General features: G+C 75.0%; 25 protein-coding genes and 1 pseudogene. 9 read left to right on the top strand and 17 right to left on the bottom strand.

The annotated features are described in order from the left end of the window. Positions 1–165: 165 nt before the first annotated feature. Positions 166–1,188, bottom strand: a complete 1,023-nt coding sequence (locus ABZW14_RS32940; RefSeq protein WP_355354700.1) for an adenosine deaminase — start codon at positions 1,186–1,188, stop codon at positions 166–168. Next, positions 1,185–2,012 carry a trans-aconitate 2-methyltransferase gene (locus ABZW14_RS32935; protein ID WP_355354697.1) on the bottom strand — a complete coding sequence of 276 codons (828 nt, stop codon included), beginning with the start codon at positions 2,010–2,012 and terminating at the stop codon, positions 1,185–1,187. Before ABZW14_RS32935 ends, ABZW14_RS32940 begins: the two co-directional genes overlap by 4 nt. A gap of 84 nt (positions 2,013–2,096) precedes the next feature. On the opposite strand from ABZW14_RS32935, the gene ABZW14_RS32930 reads away from it, so the two are divergent. Next, on the top strand, positions 2,097–3,080 hold the full coding sequence (locus ABZW14_RS32930) for an aldo/keto reductase (RefSeq protein ID WP_355354694.1): 984 nt from the start codon (positions 2,097–2,099) through the stop codon (positions 3,078–3,080). Between the two features lie 91 nt (positions 3,081–3,171). Further along, positions 3,172–3,369 (top strand): hypothetical protein, encoded by a 198-nt coding sequence (locus tag ABZW14_RS32925; RefSeq protein ID WP_355354691.1) that lies wholly within the window; start codon positions 3,172–3,174, stop codon positions 3,367–3,369. Positions 3,370–3,462: 93 nt separating this feature from the next. Here ABZW14_RS32925 and ABZW14_RS32920 read toward each other — a convergent pair whose 3' ends face one another. The 7 genes from ABZW14_RS32920 to ABZW14_RS32890 form a co-directional block, all read right to left on the bottom strand. Further along, a complete protein-coding gene (locus tag ABZW14_RS32920) occupies positions 3,463–3,666 on the bottom strand; it encodes a cold-shock protein (RefSeq protein ID WP_007075740.1) in 204 nt (67 codons plus the stop codon). A gap of 288 nt (positions 3,667–3,954) precedes the next feature. Continuing rightward, positions 3,955–4,227: a DUF4235 domain-containing protein gene (locus ABZW14_RS32915; protein ID WP_355354688.1), complete on the bottom strand. Its 273-nt coding sequence runs from the start codon at positions 4,225–4,227 to the stop codon at positions 3,955–3,957. Next, the gene (locus ABZW14_RS32910; RefSeq protein WP_355354685.1) at positions 4,224–4,565 is read right to left on the bottom strand and encodes a DUF3618 domain-containing protein; all 342 of its coding nucleotides are present in this window, start codon (positions 4,563–4,565) and stop codon (positions 4,224–4,226) included. The genes ABZW14_RS32915 and ABZW14_RS32910 overlap by 4 nt, the downstream gene beginning before the upstream one ends. After that, complete coding sequence (locus ABZW14_RS32905) at positions 4,562–4,996, bottom strand: phage holin family protein (protein WP_091263589.1); 435 nt, start codon at positions 4,994–4,996, stop codon at positions 4,562–4,564. Before ABZW14_RS32905 ends, ABZW14_RS32910 begins: the two co-directional genes overlap by 4 nt. A 314-nt stretch (positions 4,997–5,310) precedes the next feature. Next, a complete protein-coding gene (locus tag ABZW14_RS32900; protein ID WP_355354681.1) occupies positions 5,311–6,507 on the bottom strand; it encodes a mechanosensitive ion channel domain-containing protein in 1,197 nt (398 codons plus the stop codon). Between the two features lie 78 nt (positions 6,508–6,585). Then, the gene (locus ABZW14_RS32895) at positions 6,586–7,407 is read right to left on the bottom strand and encodes a DUF1206 domain-containing protein (RefSeq protein ID WP_355354678.1); all 822 of its coding nucleotides are present in this window, start codon (positions 7,405–7,407) and stop codon (positions 6,586–6,588) included. A gap of 62 nt (positions 7,408–7,469) precedes the next feature. Continuing rightward, the gene (locus ABZW14_RS32890; protein WP_355354675.1) at positions 7,470–7,835 is read right to left on the bottom strand and encodes a hypothetical protein; all 366 of its coding nucleotides are present in this window, start codon (positions 7,833–7,835) and stop codon (positions 7,470–7,472) included. Positions 7,836–7,909: 74 nt separating this feature from the next. Here ABZW14_RS32890 and ABZW14_RS32885 point away from each other — a divergent pair, with 74 nt between their 5' ends. Together ABZW14_RS32885 and ABZW14_RS32880 are read left to right on the top strand one after the other, a co-directional pair. Further along, complete coding sequence (locus ABZW14_RS32885; RefSeq protein ID WP_355354672.1) at positions 7,910–9,136, top strand: cysteine desulfurase-like protein; 1,227 nt, start codon at positions 7,910–7,912, stop codon at positions 9,134–9,136. After that, complete coding sequence (locus ABZW14_RS32880) at positions 9,133–9,420, top strand: GNAT family N-acetyltransferase (RefSeq protein WP_355354669.1); 288 nt, start codon at positions 9,133–9,135, stop codon at positions 9,418–9,420. Before ABZW14_RS32885 ends, ABZW14_RS32880 begins: the two co-directional genes overlap by 4 nt. A gap of 33 nt (positions 9,421–9,453) precedes the next feature. Here the strand turns inward: ABZW14_RS32880 and ABZW14_RS32875 are convergent, their stop codons facing one another. Then, positions 9,454–10,956 carry a glycoside hydrolase family 3 N-terminal domain-containing protein gene (locus ABZW14_RS32875; protein ID WP_355354666.1) on the bottom strand — a complete coding sequence of 501 codons (1,503 nt, stop codon included), beginning with the start codon at positions 10,954–10,956 and terminating at the stop codon, positions 9,454–9,456. A gap of 135 nt (positions 10,957–11,091) precedes the next feature. Here ABZW14_RS32875 and ABZW14_RS32870 point away from each other — a divergent pair, with 135 nt between their 5' ends. Next, a complete protein-coding gene (locus tag ABZW14_RS32870) occupies positions 11,092–11,214 on the top strand; it encodes a hypothetical protein (protein ID WP_255474570.1) in 123 nt (40 codons plus the stop codon). Between the two features lie 87 nt (positions 11,215–11,301). Beyond that, positions 11,302–12,252 carry a TIGR03557 family F420-dependent LLM class oxidoreductase gene (locus ABZW14_RS32865; RefSeq protein WP_355354662.1) on the top strand — a complete coding sequence of 317 codons (951 nt, stop codon included), beginning with the start codon at positions 11,302–11,304 and terminating at the stop codon, positions 12,250–12,252. A gap of 9 nt (positions 12,253–12,261) precedes the next feature. Here ABZW14_RS32865 and ABZW14_RS32860 read toward each other — a convergent pair whose 3' ends face one another. Together ABZW14_RS32860 and ABZW14_RS32855 are read right to left on the bottom strand one after the other, a co-directional pair. Further along, positions 12,262–12,891, bottom strand: a complete 630-nt coding sequence (locus ABZW14_RS32860; RefSeq protein WP_355354659.1) for a helix-turn-helix domain-containing protein — start codon at positions 12,889–12,891, stop codon at positions 12,262–12,264. 79 nt (positions 12,892–12,970) lie between these two features. Beyond that, positions 12,971–13,810 carry a methyltransferase domain-containing protein gene (locus tag ABZW14_RS32855; protein WP_355354656.1) on the bottom strand — a complete coding sequence of 280 codons (840 nt, stop codon included), beginning with the start codon at positions 13,808–13,810 and terminating at the stop codon, positions 12,971–12,973. A gap of 116 nt (positions 13,811–13,926) precedes the next feature. Here ABZW14_RS32855 and ABZW14_RS32850 point away from each other — a divergent pair, with 116 nt between their 5' ends. The 3 genes from ABZW14_RS32850 (at position 13,927) to ABZW14_RS32840 (ending at position 17,294) form a co-directional block, all read left to right on the top strand. Beyond that, positions 13,927–15,558, top strand: coding sequence for a RecQ family ATP-dependent DNA helicase (locus ABZW14_RS32850; protein ID WP_355354653.1), 1,632 nt, complete (start codon positions 13,927–13,929; stop codon positions 15,556–15,558). 66 nt (positions 15,559–15,624) lie between these two features. Beyond that, positions 15,625–16,128, top strand: a complete 504-nt coding sequence (locus ABZW14_RS32845; RefSeq protein ID WP_355354650.1) for a hypothetical protein — start codon at positions 15,625–15,627, stop codon at positions 16,126–16,128. 125 nt (positions 16,129–16,253) lie between these two features. Beyond that, positions 16,254–17,294, top strand: a complete 1,041-nt coding sequence (locus ABZW14_RS32840; RefSeq protein ID WP_355354647.1) for a helix-turn-helix domain-containing protein — start codon at positions 16,254–16,256, stop codon at positions 17,292–17,294. Positions 17,295–17,479: 185 nt separating this feature from the next. Here ABZW14_RS32840 and ABZW14_RS32835 read toward each other — a convergent pair whose 3' ends face one another. The 5 genes and pseudogenes from ABZW14_RS32835 to ABZW14_RS32815 all read right to left on the bottom strand — a co-directional run. After that, complete coding sequence (locus ABZW14_RS32835) at positions 17,480–18,469, bottom strand: DNA topoisomerase IB (RefSeq protein ID WP_355354644.1); 990 nt, start codon at positions 18,467–18,469, stop codon at positions 17,480–17,482. Then, on the bottom strand, positions 18,453–19,424 hold the full coding sequence (locus tag ABZW14_RS32830) for a glycosyltransferase family 9 protein (protein WP_355354641.1): 972 nt from the start codon (positions 19,422–19,424) through the stop codon (positions 18,453–18,455). Before ABZW14_RS32830 ends, ABZW14_RS32835 begins: the two co-directional genes overlap by 17 nt. After that, positions 19,421–20,122, bottom strand: a complete 702-nt coding sequence (locus ABZW14_RS32825; protein WP_355354638.1) for an SDR family oxidoreductase — start codon at positions 20,120–20,122, stop codon at positions 19,421–19,423. The genes ABZW14_RS32830 and ABZW14_RS32825 overlap by 4 nt, the downstream gene beginning before the upstream one ends. Next, positions 20,119–21,594, bottom strand: a complete 1,476-nt coding sequence (locus ABZW14_RS32820) for a PfkB family carbohydrate kinase (protein WP_355354635.1) — start codon at positions 21,592–21,594, stop codon at positions 20,119–20,121. Before ABZW14_RS32820 ends, ABZW14_RS32825 begins: the two co-directional genes overlap by 4 nt. An 11-nt stretch (positions 21,595–21,605) precedes the next feature. After that, positions 21,606–21,918: pseudogene (locus ABZW14_RS32815) on the bottom strand (phosphoheptose isomerase); the annotation flags it as partial.

Here is a 21,918-nt window from a genome sequence, read left to right as displayed (position 1 = left end):
GGCTGCCAGGATCAGGGACGAACCCATCAGTTCCGTCGGCCGGGACGCCCCGTAACACCTCTGGTCGGCGGAGCAGTGCGCGCGGCGGGAGTTCGGTCCCCCCACACCTCGCTCCCGCCGCGCGCCGCTTCTCCCCCGTCGAGCGCGCTCCGCCACCCCGCCCGCTCAGCGCGTCGCGGCCAGGTACGCGTCGATCTCGCCGCTGATCCGCGCCTGCTCCCCCGGCTCCAGGAACGCGGCGGTGACCGCGTTCCGGGCCAGCGCCGCCACCCCGGCCGCGTCGAGGCGCAGCAGCCGGGCCGCCACGGCGTACTCGTCGTTGAGCGTGGTGCCGAACATCGGCGGGTCGTCGGAGTTGACGGTGACCAGCACGCCGGCCTCGACGAGCTGCGGCAGCGGGTGCTCCTCGATGCTGGCCACGGCCCGGGTCCGCACGTTGGAGGTGGGGCAGACCTCCAGCGGGATCCGCCGCTCGGCCAGGTGGGCGAGCAGCGCCGGGTCGAGGGCGGCGGAGATGCCGTGCCCGATCCGCTCGGCGCCCAGCTCGCGCAGCGCGTCCCAGACCGTCTCCGGTCCGGTGGTCTCGCCGGCGTGCGGCACCGACCGCAGGCCGGCCGCGCGGGCCTGATCGAAGTACGGCTTGAACTGCGGCCGCGGCACCCCGATCTCCGGGCCGCCCAGGCCGAAGCTGATGAGCCCGTCCGGCCGCTCGTCGAGGGCGATCCGCAGCGTCTGCTCGGCGGCCGGCAGGCCGGCCTCACCGGGGATGTCGAAGCACCAGCGCAGCGCGATGCCGAAGTCGGCCTCGGCGCGCTTGCGGGCGTCCTCGATCGCCTCGCAGAACGCGGGCGCCGGGATGCCCCGGTGCACGTGGGAGTACGGGGTGACGGTCAGCTCGGCGTACCGGACCTGCTGGCGGGCCAGTTCCCGGGCCACCTCGTGGGTGAGCAGCCAGACGTCGTCGGCGTCGCGGATGAGGTCCACCACGCTCAGGTAGACCTCGATGAAGTGGGCGAAGTCCCGGAACGCGAAGTAGTCGGCGAGCGCCTCCGGGTCGGCCGGGACGGGGCTGCGCCCCTCGTGCCGGGCGGCCAGCTCGGCCACGATCCTGGGCGAGGCGGAGCCGACGTGGTGCACGTGCAGCTCCACCTTGGGCAGTCCGGCGATGAAGGTGGGCAGGTCGGTCACTGGTTCTCCTCTGCGCGGGCGCCGGTGCGGGCCACCACGAAGATCCGGCGGAACGGGAAGTACACCTGACCCTGCCGGACCGGGTACGCCTCGGCGAGGCGTACCCCCAGCTCGGCGCGGAAGTCGGCCCAGCCGGCGTCGTCGAGCGCGGCGCGGACCGGGCGCAGCGCCGTCCCCTCCATCCAGGCCAGCACCGGATGGTCGGCGCCGGCGGCCGGGAGCAGGTGCACGTACGTAGTCTCCCAGGCGTCGACGGCGCAGCCGGCACCGACCAGCAGCGCGGCGTAGTCCACCGGCTCCTCGACCGGCGCCTCGCGCAGCAGCGGGGCGAGGGTGTCCCGCCACCGGTCCCGCCCGGCCACCTCGCGCAGCGCCCGGTGCGACGGGGCGGCGAAGTTGCCCGGCACCTGGAACGCCAGCCAGGCGCCCGCCGGCAGCGCGCCGGCCCAGCGGGTGAGCAGCTCCTGATGGCCGGGCACCCACTGGAGCACCGCGTTGCAGACGACCACGTCGACGTCGGGCTCCGGACGCCAGTCGCGCACGTCGCCGACCGAGAAGGCGACCGGCTCGGCCACGACGCCGGACCCGGCCAGGCTGCGGACCCGGGTCAGGGCGCGGGCCCGTGCGATCATCTCGGCGGAGGAGTCCAGGCCGGCGATGCGGCTGTCCGGCCAGCGGCCGGCGAGGGTCGCGGTCAGGGTGCCCGGGCCGCAGCCCAGGTCGACGACCGCGCGGGGCCGCTCCGCCGGGACCCGGGCCACCAGGTCGTGGAACGGGCGGGAGCGCTCGTCGCCGTAGCGCAGATAGGTGCTCGGGTCCCACATGACGGCCTCCAAACCGTACGTACGTCTTGCTAGACGGTACGGCCCGGCGGGCGTCCCGGCAAGCGGCTCACTAGGCTCGACCGGGTGGAACAGCGCAGCTTCGACCGGCTCGGCCGGCACGTCGGCATCATCGGACTCGGCGCCTGGCAGCTCGGCGCGGACTGGGGCGAGGTCAGCGAGGGCGCCGCCCTCGACGTGCTGGGCGCCGCCGTCGAGGGCGGGGTCACCTTCCTGGACACGGCCGACGTCTACGGCGACGGCCGCAGCGAGCAGCTCATCGGCCGGTTCCTGCGCGAGAACCCCGGGCACGGGCTCACCGTGGCCACCAAGATGGGCCGGCGGGTGCCGCAGACGCCGGAGGCGTACACCCTGGACAACTTCCGGGCGTGGACCGACCGGTCCCGGGCCAACCTCGGCGTGGAGACCCTCGACCTGGTGCAGCTGCACTGCCCGCCGACCGCCGTCTTCGCCGACGACCGGGTCTTCGACGCCCTGGACACCCTGGTCGCGCAGGAGCGGATCGCCGGCTACGGGGTCAGCGTCGAGACCTGCGACCAGGCGCTCACCGCGATCGCCCGTCCCGGCGTGGCCAGCGTGCAGATCATCCTCAACGCGGTGCGGCACAAGCCGCTGGAACGGGTGCTGCCCGAGGCCGCCAAGGCCGGGGTCGGCATCATCGCCCGGGTACCCCTGGCCAGCGGCCTGCTCTCCGGCCGCTACGACGAGCACACCACCTTCCCGGCGGACGACCACCGGAACTTCAACCGGCACGGCGAGTCCTTCGACGTCGGCGAGACCTTCTCCGGCGTCGACTACGACCTCGGCCTGTCCGCCGTGCGCCGGCTCGCGCCGCTGGTGGGCGAGGGCCGGACGATGGCCCAGTTCGCGCTCCGCTGGATCCTCGACCAGCCCGGCGTCACCGTGGTCATCCCGGGCGCCCGCACCGCCGAGCAGGCCCGGCGCAACGCCGCCGCGGCCGGCCTGCCGCCACTGACCGAGGTGGAGCTGGCCGCCGTGCGCGCCACCTACGACGAGCTGATCCGGCCGCAGGTGCACGACCGGTGGTGACCCCGGACCGGCGGCCGGTCGGCGCGGCGCCGCCGCGGGCCGGCGGCCGCGGGCATGCTGGAGCGGGGCGCGCGTCGGCGGAGGGGGAACGATGAGGGGCTGGTTCCGGCTCACGGTGGGACTGCTGGCCGTCGTGCTCGGTGCGCTGTGGACCGTGACGGGCCTGGGCTACGTCGACGGCAGTGTGCTGACCGACCAACGGGTCTGGGCGTTCGCCGGCCCGGTGCTCGTCCTCATCGGAGTCGTCGCGCTGTGGTTCGGCATGCGGGCCCGGCGCCGGCGCGGCTGAACCCCGGGAGTCCGCCTACGGAAAAAGCCCCGCCTCCCGGAAGGGGACGCGGGGCTTCTACGCACCGGCCGGCGCGGCCGGTGCTCCGACAGCTCAGATGGGGCGGACCTGCTCGGCCTGCGGACCCTTCTGACCCTGGGCGATCTCGAACTCCACCCGCTGGTTCTCCTCCAGCGTGCGGTAGCCGCTGGTCTGGATGGCCGAGAAGTGGACGAACACGTCAGCACCCCCGCCGTCGACGGTGATGAAGCCGAAGCCCTTGTCAGCGTTGAACCACTTCACGGTTCCCTGCGCCATGTGTATCTCCTTCTAAAACTGGCGGCCGAGCACGCCGTGCGGCCGATTGGCCGTTTTCGAGCAGCGGCGCCTGAGGCGGCCCCCATTGAAGGAGACTTCTCTCAACCCACGCGTCTCTCAACAGCGTGAGACAGCAAACCACGTACGCAAAAACTTCGCACAGCCTACCCGACGAAATTCTCCGACATGTGACCTGACGGTTGCGGCAGATCCACTGGCCGGGCCGGTCGGGCCATGCGAAAGGCCCCCGTCCAGTGAGGTGGAAAGGGGCCTTTCGTGCGTATGGAATCAGTCGGGCCAGTGGCCGGTGAGCCGGCGTACGCCGACCGCCCCGCCACGGTCCACGGCGGCGCGGACGACCGCGAAGATCGCCCCCTGCAACGCCGCGGCGGCGAGGATCTCACCCCAGCGGCGGTCCTCGTCGGTGGCGCTGGGCGCCTCGCCGTCGCCGGCCGTGATCTTCCAGACCTGCCGGAAGATGACCCCGGCGACGGTGCCGGCGGCCAGACCGAGCAGCACCCCCACGGGCTTGTACGCGGCCTTGCCGATCCTGTTGCTCACCTGCGCCTCCCCCGGACGATCAGCAGCACCACCGCGGTGGCCACGGCACCGGCCGCGACGGCCGCCCACGGCACCGGGCTGCGCCCGACCGCGCCGCCCTTGTCGTACGCCTGCGCCCGGACCAGCCGGGCCTTCTGCGCCGCCTGCCCGCGCACCCGGGCCACGGTCAGCGCCGCCTGCTGGCGCATCCGCGCCTTCGCCTGGTCGGCGGAGTGCCGGACCAGCGCCTTCACGTCGGCCCGGGCGGCCAGCAGCTCCATCGTCTCACCCAGCTCCACCCGGGTCCGGCGGATCTCCTCCCGGAGCGCCGCCACGTCCCCGGTCCCGTTGCCGGTCATGCCCGCCTCCCGTCCTTCACCGCGGCGGTGACGGTGTCCACGTCCGCCCGGACGCTGCGGACCGTCGCCTCCGGCACCGGTGGGACGGCACGGCTGACCTGCTTCTTGCCGACGAGCGCCAGGATGCCGGCGAGCAGGAAGAGCGCCACCGCCACGATCAGCGCGGCCAGCCACGCCGGCATGACCAGATCCAGCAGCAGGATCACCGTGGCGACCAGCGCGCCGGCGCCGTAGAGGGCCATCACCCCGCCGCCGCCGAACAGACCGATCCCGATCCCGGCGTGCTTGCCCTTCTGGGTCAGTTCCGCCCGGGCCAGCGCCAGCTCGTCCCGCACCAGGCGGGTGACCTGTTCGGTGGCCCGCTGCACCAGTTCCGCGGTGGACGGCTCGTGCCCGGTCCGGGACGCGCTACGACTCGCGACGTCAGCCATGCTGTCCTCCTTTCATCATCACCGCGCTGTATGCCCGGAGTCGCCGCCCGTCAATCCTGCGCGGAGCGGCCGGTCGGCCCGGCCACGCACCATCGCCTCGCCCGGCCGCCGGGCGGCGGCCGGATCCGGGGCGTGCGCAGCAGGTCCCCCGGAAAACGCCGGTCAAACGCGGACGGCCCGACCGGCCGCGGTGGCAGCGCCGTCCGGAGGGTGCAACGGGCCGGCCGGGGCCGGGGTCACGACCGGCCGGGCGAACGCGCGGAGCCCCCGGCGCCATGCGGCCGCCGGGGGCTCCGGAACAGGGGGTACGGGGATCAGCGGCGGGCGTCGGCGTGCTCCTCGCGGCCGACGAAGGCCTCACTGCGGGCCTCGCCGTCGTCGCTGCCGCCGAAGACCCGCGCGTCGTCGGGGACCTCGGTGTCGGGCAGCCGGCGGGCCGGCCGGCGCGGCTGCACCGCCTGCCAGGGCAGCGGGCCGCCGGTGTCGCCCACCTCGGCGCGCAGCCGGGGCAGGGCGGTCGGGCGCTGGTCGCGTACCCAGGCCACCAGGTGCTCGCGCACCAGGCAGCGCAGGTCCCACAGGCTGCCCGCGTCGGCGGCGCTGACCAGGGCCCGGACCTTGACCAGGCCGCCGGTCGCGTCGGTCACCTGGAGCACGCAGACCCGGCCGTCCCAGAGCTCGGTGCCCTCGCAGAGCCGCCGCAGCTCCTCCCGCATGGCCTGCACGGGGATGGCCCAGTCCAGGTCGAACTCGGCGGTGCCGAGCACGGCGGCCTCGGTCCGGGTCCAGTTCTGGAAGGGGGTGCTCGTGAAGTAGGACGTGGGCAGGATGAGCCGGCGGTCGTCCCAGACCTGCACGACCACGTAGCTGAGGGTCAGCTCCTCGATCCGGCCCCACTCCCCCTCGACCACCACCACGTCGTCGAGGCGTACGGCGTCGCTGAACGCGAGCTGGAGGCCGGCGAAGACGTTGCCCAGGAGGCTCTGCGCGGCCAGGGCGGCGACCACACCGACCACGCCGGCGCTGGTCAGCACACCGGCGCCGATGCCGCGGACGGCGGGGAAGGTCATCAGCATCACGCCGAGGGCGAGCACCACGATGACCGCGATCGTCAGCCGGCGCAGCAGCACCACCTGCGTACGCACCCGCCGGGCGTGCCGGTTGTTCGGCACGTCCACCCGGAACCGGGCCAGCGCCGTGTCCTCCGCCACCACCAGCAGCGAGGCCACCAGCCAGGCGGTCGCGGCGATCAGGGCGAGCACGAGGGCGTGCAGGACGACCTGCCGCCACGGGCTGCCCACCGCGTACAGGGTGGTGAAGCGGACGGCGAGCTGCACGGCGAGCACGGTGGCGGCCACCTGGAACGAGCGGTGCGAGTGCTCGGTCAGCTCGGTCATCAGCAGCGACCGGCGGCCGAGGCGGCGGGTGGCCCGGTGCACCACCTCGACCAGCAACAGCGCGACCGCCGCCGCGGCGAGCGCGGCGGCGGCGGTCACGAGGTAGGTCTGCACGTTCTCTACTCTCCCTCCGGCCGGGCGGGAATCGGGCAAAGGCCCAATGGTGCCCGGACTACCGCGTATCGACCAGGGTCACACCCGGCGATAGCGCGACTGGAGGAAGCAGTAGATGCCGAATGCGGCGATCCCGAGCGCCATGAGCGTCAGCAGCACCGGCCCGTACGACTGGTCGCGGAGGGTGCGCAGGGCGGCGTCCAGGCCGCGGGCCTTCTCCGGGTCGTACTTCACGGCGGCCACCACGATCAGCAGGCCGGCGACCGCGAAGACCGCTCCCCGGGCGGCGTACCCGGCCATGCCGAGACGGCGGGTCAGGGTGTGCGTCTTCGGGCTCATCTCGCCGGTCTTCAGGTTGCGCTCGAACTTCTTCTTGAGGCCGTAGATCACCATGCCGATGCCGACCGCGGCGAGGACCAGGCCGGCCAGCCCGACCAGCCACCGGCCGCCCTCGGAGGCCATCAGCTTCTCGGTGAACTGCTGCTGCTGGTCGGCGGCGTTGCTGCTGGCGTCCTGGAAGACCTTGATGGCGGTCCAGCCCAGCCAGACGAACACGATCACGCGGACGACGGAGGCGATCCGCTCGAAGAGCTTCTCCTTGCCGCGGAGGAAGCGGTGGCCGATGATCGCCTCGAACGCCTGCCAGATCGCCATGGCGAAGAGCCCGATGGCGATCGCGACCAGGAGGAACTTGCCGAGCGGCTGGGCACCCAGGGTGCGCAGGGCGCCGTTCTGGTTGCCCTCCTCGCCCGACTTGCCGAAGGCGATCTGCACGGCCAGCCAGGCGAAGAGGAGGTGCACGATCCCGTAGCCGATGAAGCCGGCCCGGGTCAACAGTTCGAGCCACCTGCTGTTCGCGGCCTGGGCGGCGGTGGCTCCGGCGTTCCGGGTGAGAGACATGGCGCCTCAATCTCCCGATGCGAAGATTTCCAAACGTCGGCCGCCGCCGCCCGGCCCACCGGTCAGCTGTTCGGGTCGCGCGCCACCCGGATGACGACCTGCTGGTCGGTGACGCTGTCCAGCGTCACCGAGAAGCCGCCGGCCTGGGCGGCCTGCTGGCCGACGGTGAGCGAAAGCTGCTCCCCGGCCACCTCGACGGTGACCTGGTCGCCCTGGGCCCCGACCAGCTTCGCCTCGACCCCGAGGATGGTGGCGCTGGCCTCGACGCCACGGTCGAAGGTGACGGTGCAGGCATCCAGGCTGCAGTCGGTGGAGGCGTTCTCCGAACTGCAACCGGCCAGCAGCGCGGCGCCGAGCGCGAGGCCGGCCAGCAGGCCGGCGGCCCGGCGGGTGGGGGTCAGCGAGGGGGAAACGCGTCGGTTCGTCACCCGGCCAAGGGTACGAGACGGCGGCCACACCGCCACCCACCGGTGATCGCTCCGGGGCGGGTTAGGGTCCCGGCATGCCCTTCGACATCGCCCGCACCCGGGCCGCCTACCCCGCCCTGACCGAGGGCTTCGCCCACTTCGACGGCGCGGGCGGCACGCAGACCGCCCGGCCGGTGATCGAGGCGGTCACCGCCGCCATGACCGCCGCCACCGGCAACCGGAGCACCGCGTTCGTGCCGGGCCGGCGGTCGCTGGACCTGGTGGCCGCGGCGCGCGCGGCGGTGGCCGACCTGCTCGGCGCGGAGCCCGGGGGCGTGGTGCTGGGGCCGAGCGCCACGGCGCTGACGTACACCCTGGCCCGGACGCTCGGGGCGGGCTGGCGGCCGGGCGACGAGGTGGTGGTCTCCCGGCTGGACCACGACGCCAACGTCCGGCCGTGGGTGCAGGCGGCCGAGGCCGCCGGGGCGACGGTGCGCTGGGCCGAGTTCGACCCGGCGACCGGTGAGCTGCCCGCCGGCCAGTACGCCGACCTGATCACCGGGCGCACCCGGCTCGTGGCGGTGACCGCCGGCAGCAACGCGATCGGCACCGCGCCGGATGTGGCGGCGATCGCCAAGACCGCGCACGCGGCCGGCGCGCTGGTCTGCGTGGACGGGGTCCACGCGGTGCCGCACGGGCCCACCGACCTGGCCTCGCTCGGCGCGGACTTCCTGGTGACCAGCGCCTACAAGTGGTCCGGGCCGCACCTGGCCGCGATGGCCGCCGACCCGGCCCGCTGGGCGTCGCTTCGCCCGGCCAAGCTCATCCCCTCCTCCGACGCCGTCCCGGACCGGTTCGAGTACGGCACGCCGAGCTTCCCGCTGCTGGCCGGGGTGGTCGCGGCGGTGGACCACCTGGCCGGTCTCGAGCCCACCGCGACCGGCAGTCGCCGGGACCGGGTCCGGGCCGGGCTGGCGGCCGCCCAGGCGCACGAGGAGGCCGTCTTCGAGCGGCTGCTCGCCGGGCTGGCCGCCCGCCCCTTCGTCACCGTTCTGGGCTCGCCGGCCCGGCGCTGCCCCACGGTGTCGTTCCGGGTCGCGGGGTCGGCCCCGGCGGAGACCGCGGCGGCGCTGGGCGCGGCCGGTGTCTGCCTCTCCTCGGGCGACTACTACGCCTACGAGTACTTCCGGACCATGGGCCTGCGGGACAGCGGGGGTGCGGTCCGGGCCAGCGTCTACCACTACAACACCGTCGAGGAGGTGGACCGCTTGCTGGCCGAACTCGACCGGCTGGCAGCGGCCGGGGAGACAATGGCCGGGTGAGCTTCCTGGTCGAGGAGAACCCCGCGCGGCACCGCTTCGAGATCCTGGTCGACGACGCACTGGCCGGGTCCACCGAGTACGTGCCGCGCGGGGAGGTGCTGGTCTTCACGCACACCGAGGTGGACGAGCGCTTCCAGAACATGGGGGTGGGCTCGGCGCTGATCCGGGGCACCCTCGACCAGATCCGCGAGCGGGGCGGCCGCGTCGCGACGCAGTGCCGGTTCATGGCCGCGTTCATCGAGCGCCACCCCGAGTACGCCGACCTGGTGGTCCCCGAGCCCTGACCGGGCGCGGGTCCGGCCCGCGCCCGGGCCGCGTCAGCGGGTGCCGGCGAGCAGTTCGGCGGCGGCGAGGGCGGCGGCCCGGGTCGCGCCGTGGGTCGCCACGTGCACCGCACCGGTGACCAGTTCGGGCACGCCCAGCTCGACCACCACCGCGTCCGGACGGGCGGCCAGGGCACGGGACACCGCGTCCCGCATCCAGTCGTGGCGGTGCAGGTCCCGCACCACCAGCACCAGCGGACGGCCCGCCGTGCCGGCGGCCGGGTCGGCGGGGACCTCGTCACGGGCGTACCGGGCGGTCGTGGTGCCGGGCGCCAGGTCGGCCAGCGGCGCCGCGATCCCCCACGGGGTCTCCTCGCCGATGGCGATGTTGCGCGGCGGGGCGAATTCCACGACGTGCGCCGGACCGGCCAGCGGCAGCAGCCCGCCCGCCGCGCCGGCCACCCGCAGCGCCCGCCGGGCGGCGGCCAGCCCGATCGCCGAGTCGGCGTGGGCGGGCCGGACGCCGGACCGGCCGGCCCGGGCCGCGACGGTCCAGGCGGCGAGCTGCCCGACCCGCTTCGCCGCCTCGGCCAGCCGCTCCTCCGGCAGTTCGCCGGCGACCACCGCGGCCACGATGGCGTCGCGCAGCTCGCGGGCGTCGGCCTCGGTGGCCCGCTCCCCGCCCACGCAGATCGCGTCCGCCCCGGCGGCGAGCGCGCGGACCGCCGCGCCCGCGAAGCCGTACCGGTCGGACACCGCCCGCATCTCCACGGCGTCGGTGACCACCACGCCGCCGAAGCCCAGCTCCTCGCGTAGCAGGCGGCCCAGGATGCGCGGGCTGAGCGTGGCCGGCAGCTCCGGGTCCAGCGCCGGCACCAGCAGGTGGCCGGTCATCACCGCCTGCGCCCCGGCCGTCACCGCGGCCCGGAACGGGGCCAGCTCGACCGCGTCCAGCCGGGCCCGGTCCCCGCCGATGCGGGGCAGGTCGTGGTGGGAGTCGACCCGGGTGTCGCCGTGCCCGGGGAAGTGCTTGGCGCAGGCCGCGACGCCGCCGGCCTGCAGGCCGCGGACCCAGGCGGCGGTGTGCCGGGCGACCAGGGCCGGGTCGGCCCCGAACGAGCGGACCCCGATCACCGGGTTCTCCGGGTTGGAGTTGACGTCGGCGTCCGGTGCGTAGTTGAGCGTGACGCCCACGGCGGCCAGGTCGGCGCCCAGGTCGCGGGCGACCTCCTCGGTCAGGGCCGGGTCGTCGACCGCGCCCAGGGCGAGGTTGCCCGGCCGCGAGCTGCCCCGGGCCGACTCGATCCGGGTGACGTCACCGGCCTCCTCGTCGATCGCCACGACCACGTCGGGCCGTTCGGCGCGCAGGGTCGCGGTCAGCGCGGCGACCTGCTCGTGGTCGACGACGTTGCGGGCGAAGAGGACCACCGACCCGAGCCCCTCGGCGAGCCAGCGGCAGACCCACGGCGGCGGTGTGGTGCCGACGAACCCCGGTTGCAGGACGGCGGCCGCCAGGGCCGCCAGGTCCCCGTTCGCTCCCACGATCCGTTCGCTCATGCGCTGTCGTACCCCCGTCTTCCCCACGGCCCGCCGCCCGGCGGTGCTGTCATGGTCACATCGCGCCCCTAAATAGTCAACAATCCTTACTGTTAGCGGCTGGCACCGCCGGACGGCCCGTGGGAGAGTGCGAGCATGCCTCCCGCCCTGCTCGCCGACGCCACCAGCGCCGCGGACATCCCCGGCGTACGCCTGCTCGGCCTCGTGGTCGGCGGCCTGTTCCTGCTGATCGCCATCCGGGCGATGTTCCGCCGCTGACCCGCCGCGTTCGGACCACGTCTCCCCGGGGTAGGGCTCTCGTTGTCCGTGCGTGCGCCCGGCACGCGGACGCGGCGAGGGGGAACGATGAAGATCGGCTACTTTCTGTCCAGTGAGGAGTACACGCCGGCGGAGCTGCTGGAACAGGCGCGCGGCGCCGAACGGGCCGGCTTCGAGGCACTGTGGATCTCCGACCACTACCACCCCTGGGTCGACGCGCAGGGTCAGAGCCCCTTCGTCTGGTCGACCATCGGAGCCCTCAGCCAGGTCTGCCGGCTGCCGGTGACCACCGCGGTCACCTGCCCGACCGTCCGCATCCACCCCGCGGTGATCGCCCAGGCCGCGGCGACCAGCGCGGTGCTGCACGAGGGGCGCTTCGTGCTCGGGGTGGGCAGCGGCGAGGCGCTGAACGAGCACATCTTCGGCGACCCGTGGCCGCAGGCCGACGTCCGGCTGGAGATGCTGGAGGAGTCGATCGAGGTGATCCGCAAGCTGTGGGCGGGCGACTTCGTCAACCACCACGGCCGGCACTACACCGTGGAGCACGCCCGGATCTACACCCGCCCGGACACTCCCCCGCCGATCTACGTCTCCGGCTTCGGCGCCAAGTCGATCGAGCTGGCCGCCCGGATCGGCGACGGCTACGTCAGCACCATGCCCGACGCCGACATGGTGCGCCGGTTCCGTGACTCCGGCGGCGGCGACAAGCCCTGCCAGGCCGGTTTCAAGGCCGCGTACGCCGACAGCGAGGACGAGGGCGCGCGGATCGCCTACGAGCGGTGGCCCAATGCCGGCGTGCCGGGTGAGCTGTCCCAGGTGCTGCCGTCGCCCCGCCACTTCGAGCAGGCCGCGCAGCTGGTCAAGCCCGAGATGATGAAGGAGTCGTTCGTCTGCGGCAGGGACGCCGACGCCCACCTGGAGATGATCGACAAGTACGCCAAGGCCGGCTTCGACGAGGTCTACGTGGCCAACACCGGCCCGCACTGGCAGGGCCTGTTCGACCTCTACCGGCGCGAGGTGCTGCCCCGGCTGCGCTGAGACTCCGGCTCAGGCCGGCAGGACGCCGTGCAGCAGGGTGGCGACCAGGGCGTCCACCAGGTCCGGGGCGGGCTCCGGCGGTGGGCCGGCCGGGTCGAGCAGCCGGCCGAGGACCAGGTCGTGGCAGACGCCGACGACCAGCGTGGCGACCGCCTCCGGGCGGACCGTGGGAGCGACCCGGCCGATCCGTTGCTCCGCGCGCACGTAGCCGGCCAGCTCGCCGCGCAGCCCGTGGCCGCCGCCCAGCGGGACGGGCAGTTCCCCGAGGCGCGCCAGCAGCTTGGGCTGGGCGGTCAGCCCGGCGAACGCCGGCAGGATCGCCGTGTGCAGCGCCAGCGCCCGGTCGAGCCAGGCCCGCAGGTTCGCCTCGACGCTTCCCTCGCCCGGGCGCGGGGCCGTCCCCTCCTGCGCCGCCTCGACCGACCGCACGTGGGCGTGCAACGCCGAGGCGAGCAGCTCCTCCTTGTCGGCGAAGTGGTTGTAGAGCACCCCGTCGGCGACGCCCGCCTCGCGGGCGATGTCACGGACGGTCAGCCCGGCGACGCCGCGCCGGGCCACCAGCCGCCCGGCGGCGGTGATCAGGTGCTCCCGCAGGCTCTGCTCGCCGCCCCGCAGGGCGGCCGCTCTTCTGGGTGCCATCACGAGGATCCTAGGCTCCGCCGGGCCCGGCTCCCCCGTGCGAGCCGGGTCCGGCGGAGGCCGGTCGGTGCCGGCCGGTTCACCCGGGTCGGCGCGCGGTCACCAGCCACGCCGCGGTGCGCAGCCGGACGCCGTCCGGCCCCTCGTACGGCCGCATGGCCTCGGTCAGGGCGGCCCGCACCCGGTCGGCGGCCGCCGGTCCGAGCGGTTCGAGCCGGTGCCGGACCGGACCCCAGCCGGTCAGGAACGCCCCCGCGTCGGCGGCGTCCCGCCCCCAGGTGCCCGGCTCCTGCCGGGGTACGCACTCGACGTCGACGAGGCCGGCGTCGGTGAGCACCGCCCGCACCACCGCGGGGTCGGCGAGGGAGAGCGGCTCGCCGACCGCGCGGCCGTCGCTGCCGACGGGCGGCAGGTGCGCCGCGAGCGGTGCGAGCACCGCACCGAGGTCTCCCCGACGGACGTCGTCGAGGCAGACGAAGGCGAGCCGCCCGCCGGGGCGGAGCGCACGGCCGAGGTGGGCGAAGGCGGCGACCGGGTCGGCGAAGAACATCACCCCGAACCGGCTCAGCACGACGTCGAACGTGGCCGGCGGGAGGGGATGCACCTCGGCGTCACCCCGGACGAAGTCCACGTTGCCCACCGCCTCGGCGGCGGCCGTGGCCCGGGCCCGCTCCAGCATGGGCGCGGACAGGTCCACCCCGACCGCCGCGCCGGCGCCGGAGCGGCGGGCCGCCAGCCGGGTGAGCTGGCCGGTGCCGCAGCCGACGTCGAGGACCCGGTCGCCGGGCCGGACCGCGGCCAGCAGCGGCGCGTTGAAGCCGCTGTTGATCCCGTCGTAGCGCTCCTGGTGGTCCGCCCAGTGCCGGCCCTCGTAGCCGTTCCACGCCCGCTCCTGCTGCTCGTTGCGGATGGTCCGCATGCCGCCTCCTCGTGAACGCATGTTCATGAACGTGCATTCATAATGCGGCGGCCCGATGGTGACCGTCAACCCCGTCCGGTTTCGGCGCTGATCGGCAGGGGTACCTGCGGCCACTGATGAAACTGACCAGGCACTCGACGACCCTGCGCCGCGCGGCCAAGAGCCTCTTCGGCTGGACCGCCCTCCGGCCCAACCAGCTGGCCGCCATGCGGGCGGTCATGAAGCGCCGCGACGCCCTGGTGGTGCTTCCCACCGGCGCGGGCAAGTCGGCGATCTACCAGATCCCGGCCAGCCTGATCCCCGGTCCCACGGTGGTCATCTCCCCGCTGCTCGCCCTCCAGCAGGACCAGATCGCCGCGCTCAACGAGCGGCAGCGCCCCGAGTTGCGGGCGGTGCGGATCAGCTCCGACGAGAGCGCGGCCCAGCAGGCCGAGGCGATCGAGGAGATCCGGGCGGGCCGGGCCGAGTTCCTGTTCATCACCCCGGAGGCGCTCAGCAACCCGGAGCGGCTGGCCGAGGTCCGGGCGCTCCGGCCGGCGCTCGTCGCGATCGACGAGGCGCACTGCATCTCCGCCTGGGGGCACGACTTCCGCCCGGACTACCTGGCGCTCGGCCACCTGATCGAGGGCATCGGCCGGCCGCCCGTGGTGGCGCTCACCGCCACCGCCTCCCCGCCGGTCCGCGACGACATCGTGGCCCGGCTGCGGCTGCGCGACCCCGAGGTGGTGGTGTCCGGGCTGGACCGGCCCAACCTCTTCCTGGAGGTCGCGTACTGCCCCACCGACGACTACCGCTGGCGGCGGCTGATCGCGCTGCTCCGCGACGACGAGCGGCCCGGCATCATCTACGTGCCCACCCGGCGGGCGGCCGAGGAACTGGCGCAGCGGCTCACCGACGCCGGCTTCCCGGCGCAGTACTACCACGGCGGGATGCCGACCGCCGCGCGCAACGGGCTGCACGAGGCGTTCCTCGCCGACCAGGTGCCGATCATGGTCGCCACCTCGGCGTTCGGCATGGGCATCGACAAGCCGAACATCGCCTGGGTGGTGCACATGGCGCTGCCCGACTCGCCGGACAGCTACTTCCAGGAGATCGGCCGGGCCGGCCGGGACGGCGCGCCCGCCCGGGTGCTGCTGCTCTGGCGCGCCGAGGACGTCGGTCTCCAGCGCTACTTCAGCGGTGGCCTGCCGGACGAGAAGGAGCTGGCGGAACTCGCCGCCCTGCTGCGCAAGCAGGCCCGCACGAAGAAGGAACTGCGCGAACTGACCGGCCTCGGGCCGCGCAAGCTCGGCCAGTACCTGTCCCTGCTGGAGCAGGTGGGCGCCGCCGAACCCCGGGCCCGGCAGCGGCTCGCCGCCCCCCGGTACGCCCCGCCGGCCGCCGAGTCCGGCCGGGCCGCGCTCGCCGAGGCGGAGCGGCAGCAGACCGTGACCCGGTCGCGGACCGACATGATGCGTGCCTTCGCGGAGACCACCGGATGCCGGGGGCAGGCGCTGCTGGCGTACTTCGGCGAGCAGATGAGCGAGGTCTGCGGGCACTGCGACAACTGCCACGCCGGCACCAGCGTCGCCGGGGACGGCGCGGTCGGACCGTTCCCCGTGCACAGCCAGGTGCGCCATCCGGAGTGGGGCGCCGGCCTGGTGCTCAGTTACGAGGAGGACCGGATGACGGTGCTCTTCGACGAGGTGGGCTACAAGACGCTGTCCGTCCGCGTGGTGTCCGAACAGGGCCTGCTGGAGCTGGACTAGCCTGACCCGGGCGCCGCGGAGGCGGTGCCCGTCGACAACGACGACCACGGCGAAAGGGGCTTGATCGTGATCGAGCAGCCGGCGTACACCGGGTTCGGTTTCTCCGACGAGGAGTGGGGGCTGCTGGTCGGGCTGCCGCAGTCGGTCCTCGCCGCGGCGGCCGCGGCCGAGTCCGACGGCACCCGGCGCACCATGGCCGAGAACGCCGCCGGGCTGGAGACCATCGCCGCGGGCCGCGAGTCGGCCAGCCCGCTGGTGGCCGCCGTCGCCGGCGAGGTCGTCTCCCGGGTGGGCGACCCGGAGGCCGGCGCGGAGCTGCCGGTCCTCACCCCCGACGATCCGCAGGCGATGATCGAGGACGTGCTCGCCCGCGCCGGGCAGGCGTCGGCGCTGCTGTCCGCCAAGATCGACGAGGGGCAGGCCGGCGCCTACCGGCACTGGCTCGTGGAGGTCGCCGAGCAGGTGGTGGGCGCGGCGTCGACGGGCGGCATCCTGGGCCTCGGCGGCGACGTGGTGAGCGACTCGGAGCGGCGTTTCCGCGACCGGCTCGCCCAGGTGCTCAACGACTGATCGGACTGTTAACAGAAGATTTCACATCCGTCAATGACGGATATGTCACGCCCCACGGGTGCCAACTTTCGGCCCCGTGGGGCGTCGTGCTCTATGGAGGATGACGAACCGCGGGGGGGTCGCCCATGGACACGGAACTGCAGCGGCAGGTCTTCGACACGGAGGCGGTGCCCGCCGCCGACCGCTTCGGGCTGTGGCTGGACATGCTCGCCAGCACGCCCGGGCTCATGCGGGTACGCACCGAGCACGCCGACAACTTCGTGGCCCGGTCGGAGTTCCTCGACCTGGGCCAGATGCAGCTGGTCCGCCACCGTTACCCGTCGCTGGACGGGATCCGGACCCGGAAGCTGATCCAGCGCACCGACGCGGACTACTATGTGCTCGCGCTGACCCTCGCCGGCACCGGCATCGCGGACCAGGACGGGCAACGCGGGATCTGCCGCCCCGGCGACTTCACCTTCTACGACTGTGCCCGTCCACAGGAGCTCAGCCACCACGGCGACGAGGGGGACCGGGCCGTCAGCTCGATCGTGGCCTTCATCCCCTACGAAGCGTTGCCCCTGACCCATCGCCGGCTCGCCCCGCTGTTCGCCGGCCGGATGTCCGGCACCGAGGGGATCGGGGCCCTGCTCGCCGACTACCTCATCCGGCTCACCAGCCACCCCGAGCAGTACCACGCGGCGGACGCGGAACGGCTGGGCGGCGTCGGGCTCGACCTGGTGTCCACCCTGCTGGGCCGGCACCTGGTCTCCGAGGACGCGGTGCCCACCGACGTACGGCGGCGGGCCCTGCTGGCCCAGGTGCGCTCGCACATCCGCCAGCACCTCGGCGACCCGGCGCTGAGCCCGCAGTCGATCGCCGACGCGCACCACATCTCCGTACGGTCGCTGCACCGGATCTTCGAGGCCGAGGAGACCACGGTCGCGGCGTACATCCGGGACGAGCGGCTGGAGCGGTGCCGCCGGGACCTCGCCGACCCGGCGCTGGGCGACCGGCCGATCCAGCTCGTCGCCGGCCGGTGGGGCTTCCGGGACAAGGCCCACTTCAGCCGGGCGTTCCGGGCCGCCTACACGGAGACCCCGCAGGCATACCGGGCGCGTCACCTGGAATCGGCACGGATCGTCAACACGGCGGCGTCCGCAGTCAACTCCGACCCGACATACTGATTGCGGGCCGGCAGCCGGGCGACCGGCACGGCCCACACGTATCGGGGGGCCGCGGCGAGGCGCCCGCGACGACTCTGTCGCGGGCGGCCGCCCGGTGGCGCCCCCGGACGGCCCGGCCGTCGGCGGCCCGCACCGGTTTCCGGCCCCGCCGTCGTCGTTCCCCCCAGGACCGACGGCGGGGCCGGTCAGGCCGCCTCCTCCTCCAGCAACGTCAGGACGGCCTTCTCCGCGGCCTCGCGCGGCATGTCCGGCTCCACCGGCACCAGCACCCCGTCGTGGTAGAGGTCGACCACCCGCGGGTCCACGTAGGAGGTCCGGGCCACCGTGGGGGTGTTGCCGAGCAGTTCGGCGACCGAGCGCATGACCGCCGCCACCGCCCGTCTACGAGCCGTCATGGAGCGCTGCGGGCCGACCGTGGCCAACTCGGTGGCGGCCAGCACGGTGGCGTGCCAGGTGCGGAAGTCCTTGGCGGTCATCTCCCCGCCGCTGGCGTCCCGCAGGTAGTCGTTGACCTCGTCGCTGCGCACGTCGCGCCAGCTCCGGCCGTCCCAGTAGCCGAACAGGCGCTCCTCGGCCCGACGCCGGCGGCGCAGGTTGGTCAGTACCCGGCACAGCTCCGGGTCCTCGATCCGGCGGACCTGCTCGATGCCGCCCTTCGCCGGGAACTCGAAGACCACGCAGCCGCCACGCGAGCGGGCGTGCTCGGGACGCAGGGTGGAGACACCGAAGGTGGCGTCCTCGCCGGTGGCGTACTGGTCGCTGCCGACCCGGAACGTGCCCATGTCGAGCAGCCGGGCGACGGTGGCCAGGATCCGCTCCCGCCGCAGGCCGCGCAGCCCGAGGTCGTGCTCGACCCGGTCGCGCAGCACGGGCAGGCGGTGCGCCACCTCCAGGACGTGGTCGAACTTGGCCTCGTCCCGCTTCTCCCGCCACTTCGGGTGGTAGAGGTACTGCTTGCGCCCGGCGGCGTCGATCCCGGTGGCCTGGATGTGCCCGTTCGGGTACGGCGAGATCCACACGTCCTGCCAGGCCGGAGGGATGACCAGCTCGCGCAGCCGGGCCAGCTCGTCGGGCTCGCGCACCGGCTCGCCCTTCGCGTCGACGAAGAGCCAGCCCTTGCCGCGCCGCCGGCGCCCGTACCCCGGCCGGCCCGGATCACTACGCCGCAATCGCACCGGACACCCGCACCGCCCGTTCCGCCTCGTCCACGGCGGCCACCACCTCGTCGACCTCGATGGCCGCCAACGTCGGGTGCGTTCCTACCCCACCGGAGCCGGCCCAATCCCGGCCCGGCGCGTCGCCGCCCGTGGCACCGAGCACCCGGTGCCGGGGCCGGTCGGGCGGTGGGCCCCAGTGCGCCGGCGGCACCGGACCGAAGAGCACCACCGAGGCGGTGCCGTAGGCGGTGGCCAGGTGGGCGACACCGGTGTCCCCACTGACCACCAGCCGGGCGCCGGCCACCAGGGCGGCCAGCTCGGCCAGGCCGGTCCGGCCGGCGAGCACCGCCTCCGGAGGCAGTCCCGCGCCCCGGGCCACCCGGACGGCCAGGTCCCGCTCGTCGGCCGAACCGGTGAGCACCACCCGGTGACCCCGGGCGGTGAGGATCCGGGCCAGCGCGACGAAGCGGTCCGCCGGCCAGCGCTTCGCGGGGATCTTGCTGCCGGGGTGCAGCAGGGTCGCCCCGGCCGGGACGGCGGCGGCCGGCGGGCGGCGCAGCGCCAGGTCGCCGGGGTCGGCCGGGAGGCCGTACCAGTGCAGCAGCCGGCACCAGCGGCGCACCTCGTGCTCGTCGTCGTCCCAGGCCGGACCGGCGAGGTGCCCGGCTTCGGCGCTGCGGTAGGCGAGCAACCGGCCCGGCCGGGCGGCGGCGAGCATCCGGTGCGACCGCGGCCCGCGCCCGTGCAGGTTGACCGCCACCTCCGGCGGCGGGCCGGGCCACGCCGGGCGGTCGGTCAGCCCGGCGGTGGGCAGCACCCGGTCGACCGCCCCGGTCAGCCCGGCCAGCGGCGCCAGCCAGGCGGGCGCGGCCAGCACCAGCTCCCGGCCCGGGAAGCCGGCCCGCAGGCCGCGCAGCGCCGGAACCGCGGTGGCCAGGTCGCCGACGCCGAGCGCCCGCAGCACCAGGATCACGGGTACGAGGACTCCTGTTCGGCGCAGACCACCATCTCGCGTACGGCACAGCCGGCCGGCTGGGAGAGGGCGAACATCACCGCGGCGGCGGTGTCGGCGGGCTCGTTGAGCACGGCGTCCGGGCCGGGGCGGTACTGGGCGTCCCGCTGGTCGAAGAAGGCGGTGCGCATGCCGCCCGGGATGAGCAGGGTGACGCCGACGGCGCCGGCCAGCTCGGCGGCGAGCGCCCGGGTGAATCCGACCACCCCGAACTTCGCGGCGCAGTACGCGGTCGCGTCGCTGACCGCCTTCAGCCCAAGCGTGGAGGCGATGGTGACGATGCTGCCCCGGGACGCCTCCAGGAACGGCAGCGCGGCCCGGATCACGGCGGCGGTGGCGAGCAGGTCCACGGTGACGATCCGTTCCCAGGTCTCCGCCGGCACGTCGATCAGCTTCCCCGGCACGTCCATGCCGGCGGCGGTGACCACGGCGTCCAGCCCGCCGGAGCGTTCCGCGAGGTCGCGGGTGGCCGCCTCGGCGGCCCGGGTGTCGGCCAGGTCGCACTCGGCCCAGGGCACCCCGTCGGCGGGCCGCTGCCGGTCCAGCACCAGCGGGCGGCCGCCGGCCCGCGCCACCGCGGCGACCACCGCCGCACCGAGCCCGCTCGACCCGCCGGACACCAGGACCGTGGGGCCGGACCCGGGTGGACTGCTGCTCATGCCGCTCCCTCCGCCGTGGATCGGACGACCGCCGGGACCCCGGACGCCGGCCAGCCCGCCGTGCCGCGCCCGGCCCGGGCCGCCGCGATCATGTCGGTGGTGGACCGGCCGTCCAGGTACGGCACGACCACCGTGTGCCCGCCCCAGCGGGCCAGGATCTCCGCCTCGGGGAGCGTCTCCGTGCCGCCGCCGCTGGCGTAGTCGCCGCCCTTCACCCAGATGTCCGGACGCAGCCAGGACAGCGCCGCGTGCGGGGTGGGCTCGTCGAAGATCAGCACGGCGTCGACGCAGCCCAGCGCCGCGAGCAGCCGGCCCCGGTCGCCCTGCGGCACGACCGGCCGCTCCGGCCCCTTCAACCCGGCAACGCTGGCGTCGGAGTTCAGGCAGACCACCAGGCAGTCGCCGAGCTGCCGGGCCGCCTGGAGCGTCGCCACGTGCCCGGCGTGCAGCAGGTCGAAGCAGCCTCCGGTGGCCACCACCGTGCCGCCGGCCGCGCGTACCCGGGACACCACCTCGCCGGCCGCGGCGGCGCCGATCCGGTCCCCGCCGCCGACGACCACCGCGGGGGCGGCGGTCCGGACCGGCGCGGGCAGGGCGGTGGCCACTCCCCCGCCGGCCACGTACGCGGACGCCTCGGCGACCGCCTCCTGCACCGCCTCGGAGACCAGCGCGCCCCCGGCCAGGGCCAGGGTGGCCGCGGCGGCGAACCGGTCCCCCGCCCCGCAGGTGTCCCCCTCGGCGGCCGGGGCGGGCACCACCAGCGGGGTGGAGCCGGCGTGGCAGAGCAGCGCGCCGTCCCCGCCCAGGGTCACCGCCACCGCGCCGGCCTGCCAGCGCCGGCGCAGCGCCTGGGCGCCCCGGGACGCGGTGACCAGCCGGGACGCGCCCGGCGGCGCCTTGGCCAGTTCGCGTGCCTCGGACTCGTTCGGGGTCGCCAGGCTCACCCCGGGCACCGCGGCCGGGCCGCGCGGGTGCGGGTCCCAGACCACCGGCGCCCGGGTCGCGGCGAGCGCGGCGCGCAGCGCCGGGTGCCGGGCGACACCCCGGCCGTAGTCACTGACCAGCACGGCGGAGGCGGTGGCGAGCAGGCGCAGCACCGCCTCGCTCGGCTCGCCCGGGTCGCCGGCCGGCCCGCCGCGGTCGTGGCGCAGCAGCACCCGACCGCGGGCGTGCAGCCGGATCTTCTCCGGGGTTGCGCCGGCCAGCGGCAGCGCGTACAGCTGCACGCCGGCGGCGGCGAGCAGGGTGCCCAGCCGGGCCCCGCCGGCGTCGTCGGCGACCGCGGTGACCAGCGCGACCTCGGCGCCCTGCGCGGCGGCGAAGACGGCCGCGAGGCCGGCGCCACCGGGACGGTCGACGTACGCGGTCTCCTCCAGCACGGGCACCGGAGAGTCCGGGCAGAGCCGGTTGACCACCCCCTCGACGTCCCGGTCCAGCAGCGTGTCACCGAGCACCACCACGGGTCCCGTCATGCTCGACCTCCTCATCGGGCCTGCACCTTCCCGTCCGGGCCGTCGCCGAGCACCACCTCGACACCGGCGCGCACCGTGTCGGCCGGCGTCGGGTCCGCCGCGCGCGCGGCGAGCGCCGCCGACAGCGCCCGGTCGACGTACTCGCAGAGCACGTGGGTGGCGACCAGGTGCAGCTCCTGCACGACCTGGCTGTCCGGCGAGTCGATGGCGAGGGTCTCGTGGCAGGACCCGGCGAGCGGGTTGGGGGCGGGGCCGGTGAAGGCCCAGCAGCGCAGGCCGGTGTCGTGGCCGGCCTGGGCGGCGGTGAGGAGGTTGGTGCTGGTG

Source organism: Micromonospora sp. NPDC004551, from assembly GCF_040609975.1.
Classification (GTDB): domain Bacteria; phylum Actinomycetota; class Actinomycetes; order Mycobacteriales; family Micromonosporaceae; genus Micromonospora.
This window is presented reverse-complemented; position numbering and strand designations above follow the sequence as displayed.

Excerpts from the sequence above, each read along its gene's own strand:
- ABZW14_RS32860 (WP_355354659.1), bottom strand. The coding sequence starts at position 12,891 with ATGGCACCCAGAAGAGCGGCCGCCCTGCGGGGCGGCGAGCAGAGCCTG.
- ABZW14_RS32920 (WP_007075740.1), bottom strand. The coding sequence starts at position 3,666 with ATGGCGCAGGGAACCGTGAAGTGGTTCAACGCTGACAAGGGCTTCGGC.
- ABZW14_RS32935 (WP_355354697.1), bottom strand. The coding sequence starts at position 2,012 with ATGTGGGACCCGAGCACCTATCTGCGCTACGGCGACGAGCGCTCCCGC.
- ABZW14_RS32905 (WP_091263589.1), bottom strand. The coding sequence starts at position 4,996 with ATGGCTGACGTCGCGAGTCGTAGCGCGTCCCGGACCGGGCACGAGCCG.
- ABZW14_RS32925 (WP_355354691.1), top strand. The coding sequence starts at position 3,172 with ATGAGGGGCTGGTTCCGGCTCACGGTGGGACTGCTGGCCGTCGTGCTC.
- ABZW14_RS32850 (WP_355354653.1), top strand. The coding sequence starts at position 13,927 with ATGAAACTGACCAGGCACTCGACGACCCTGCGCCGCGCGGCCAAGAGC.
- ABZW14_RS32825 (WP_355354638.1), bottom strand. The coding sequence starts at position 20,122 with ATGAGCAGCAGTCCACCCGGGTCCGGCCCCACGGTCCTGGTGTCCGGC.
- ABZW14_RS32870 (WP_255474570.1), top strand. The coding sequence starts at position 11,092 with ATGCCTCCCGCCCTGCTCGCCGACGCCACCAGCGCCGCGGACATCCCC.
- ABZW14_RS32840 (WP_355354647.1), top strand. The coding sequence starts at position 16,254 with ATGGACACGGAACTGCAGCGGCAGGTCTTCGACACGGAGGCGGTGCCC.
- ABZW14_RS32820 (WP_355354635.1), bottom strand. The coding sequence starts at position 21,594 with ATGACGGGACCCGTGGTGGTGCTCGGTGACACGCTGCTGGACCGGGAC.
- ABZW14_RS32855 (WP_355354656.1), bottom strand. The coding sequence starts at position 13,810 with ATGCGGACCATCCGCAACGAGCAGCAGGAGCGGGCGTGGAACGGCTAC.
- ABZW14_RS32895 (WP_355354678.1), bottom strand. The coding sequence starts at position 7,407 with ATGTCTCTCACCCGGAACGCCGGAGCCACCGCCGCCCAGGCCGCGAAC.
- ABZW14_RS32885 (WP_355354672.1), top strand. The coding sequence starts at position 7,910 with ATGCCCTTCGACATCGCCCGCACCCGGGCCGCCTACCCCGCCCTGACC.
- ABZW14_RS32910 (WP_355354685.1), bottom strand. The coding sequence starts at position 4,565 with ATGACCGGCAACGGGACCGGGGACGTGGCGGCGCTCCGGGAGGAGATC.
- ABZW14_RS32865 (WP_355354662.1), top strand. The coding sequence starts at position 11,302 with ATGAAGATCGGCTACTTTCTGTCCAGTGAGGAGTACACGCCGGCGGAG.
- ABZW14_RS32875 (WP_355354666.1), bottom strand. The coding sequence starts at position 10,956 with ATGAGCGAACGGATCGTGGGAGCGAACGGGGACCTGGCGGCCCTGGCG.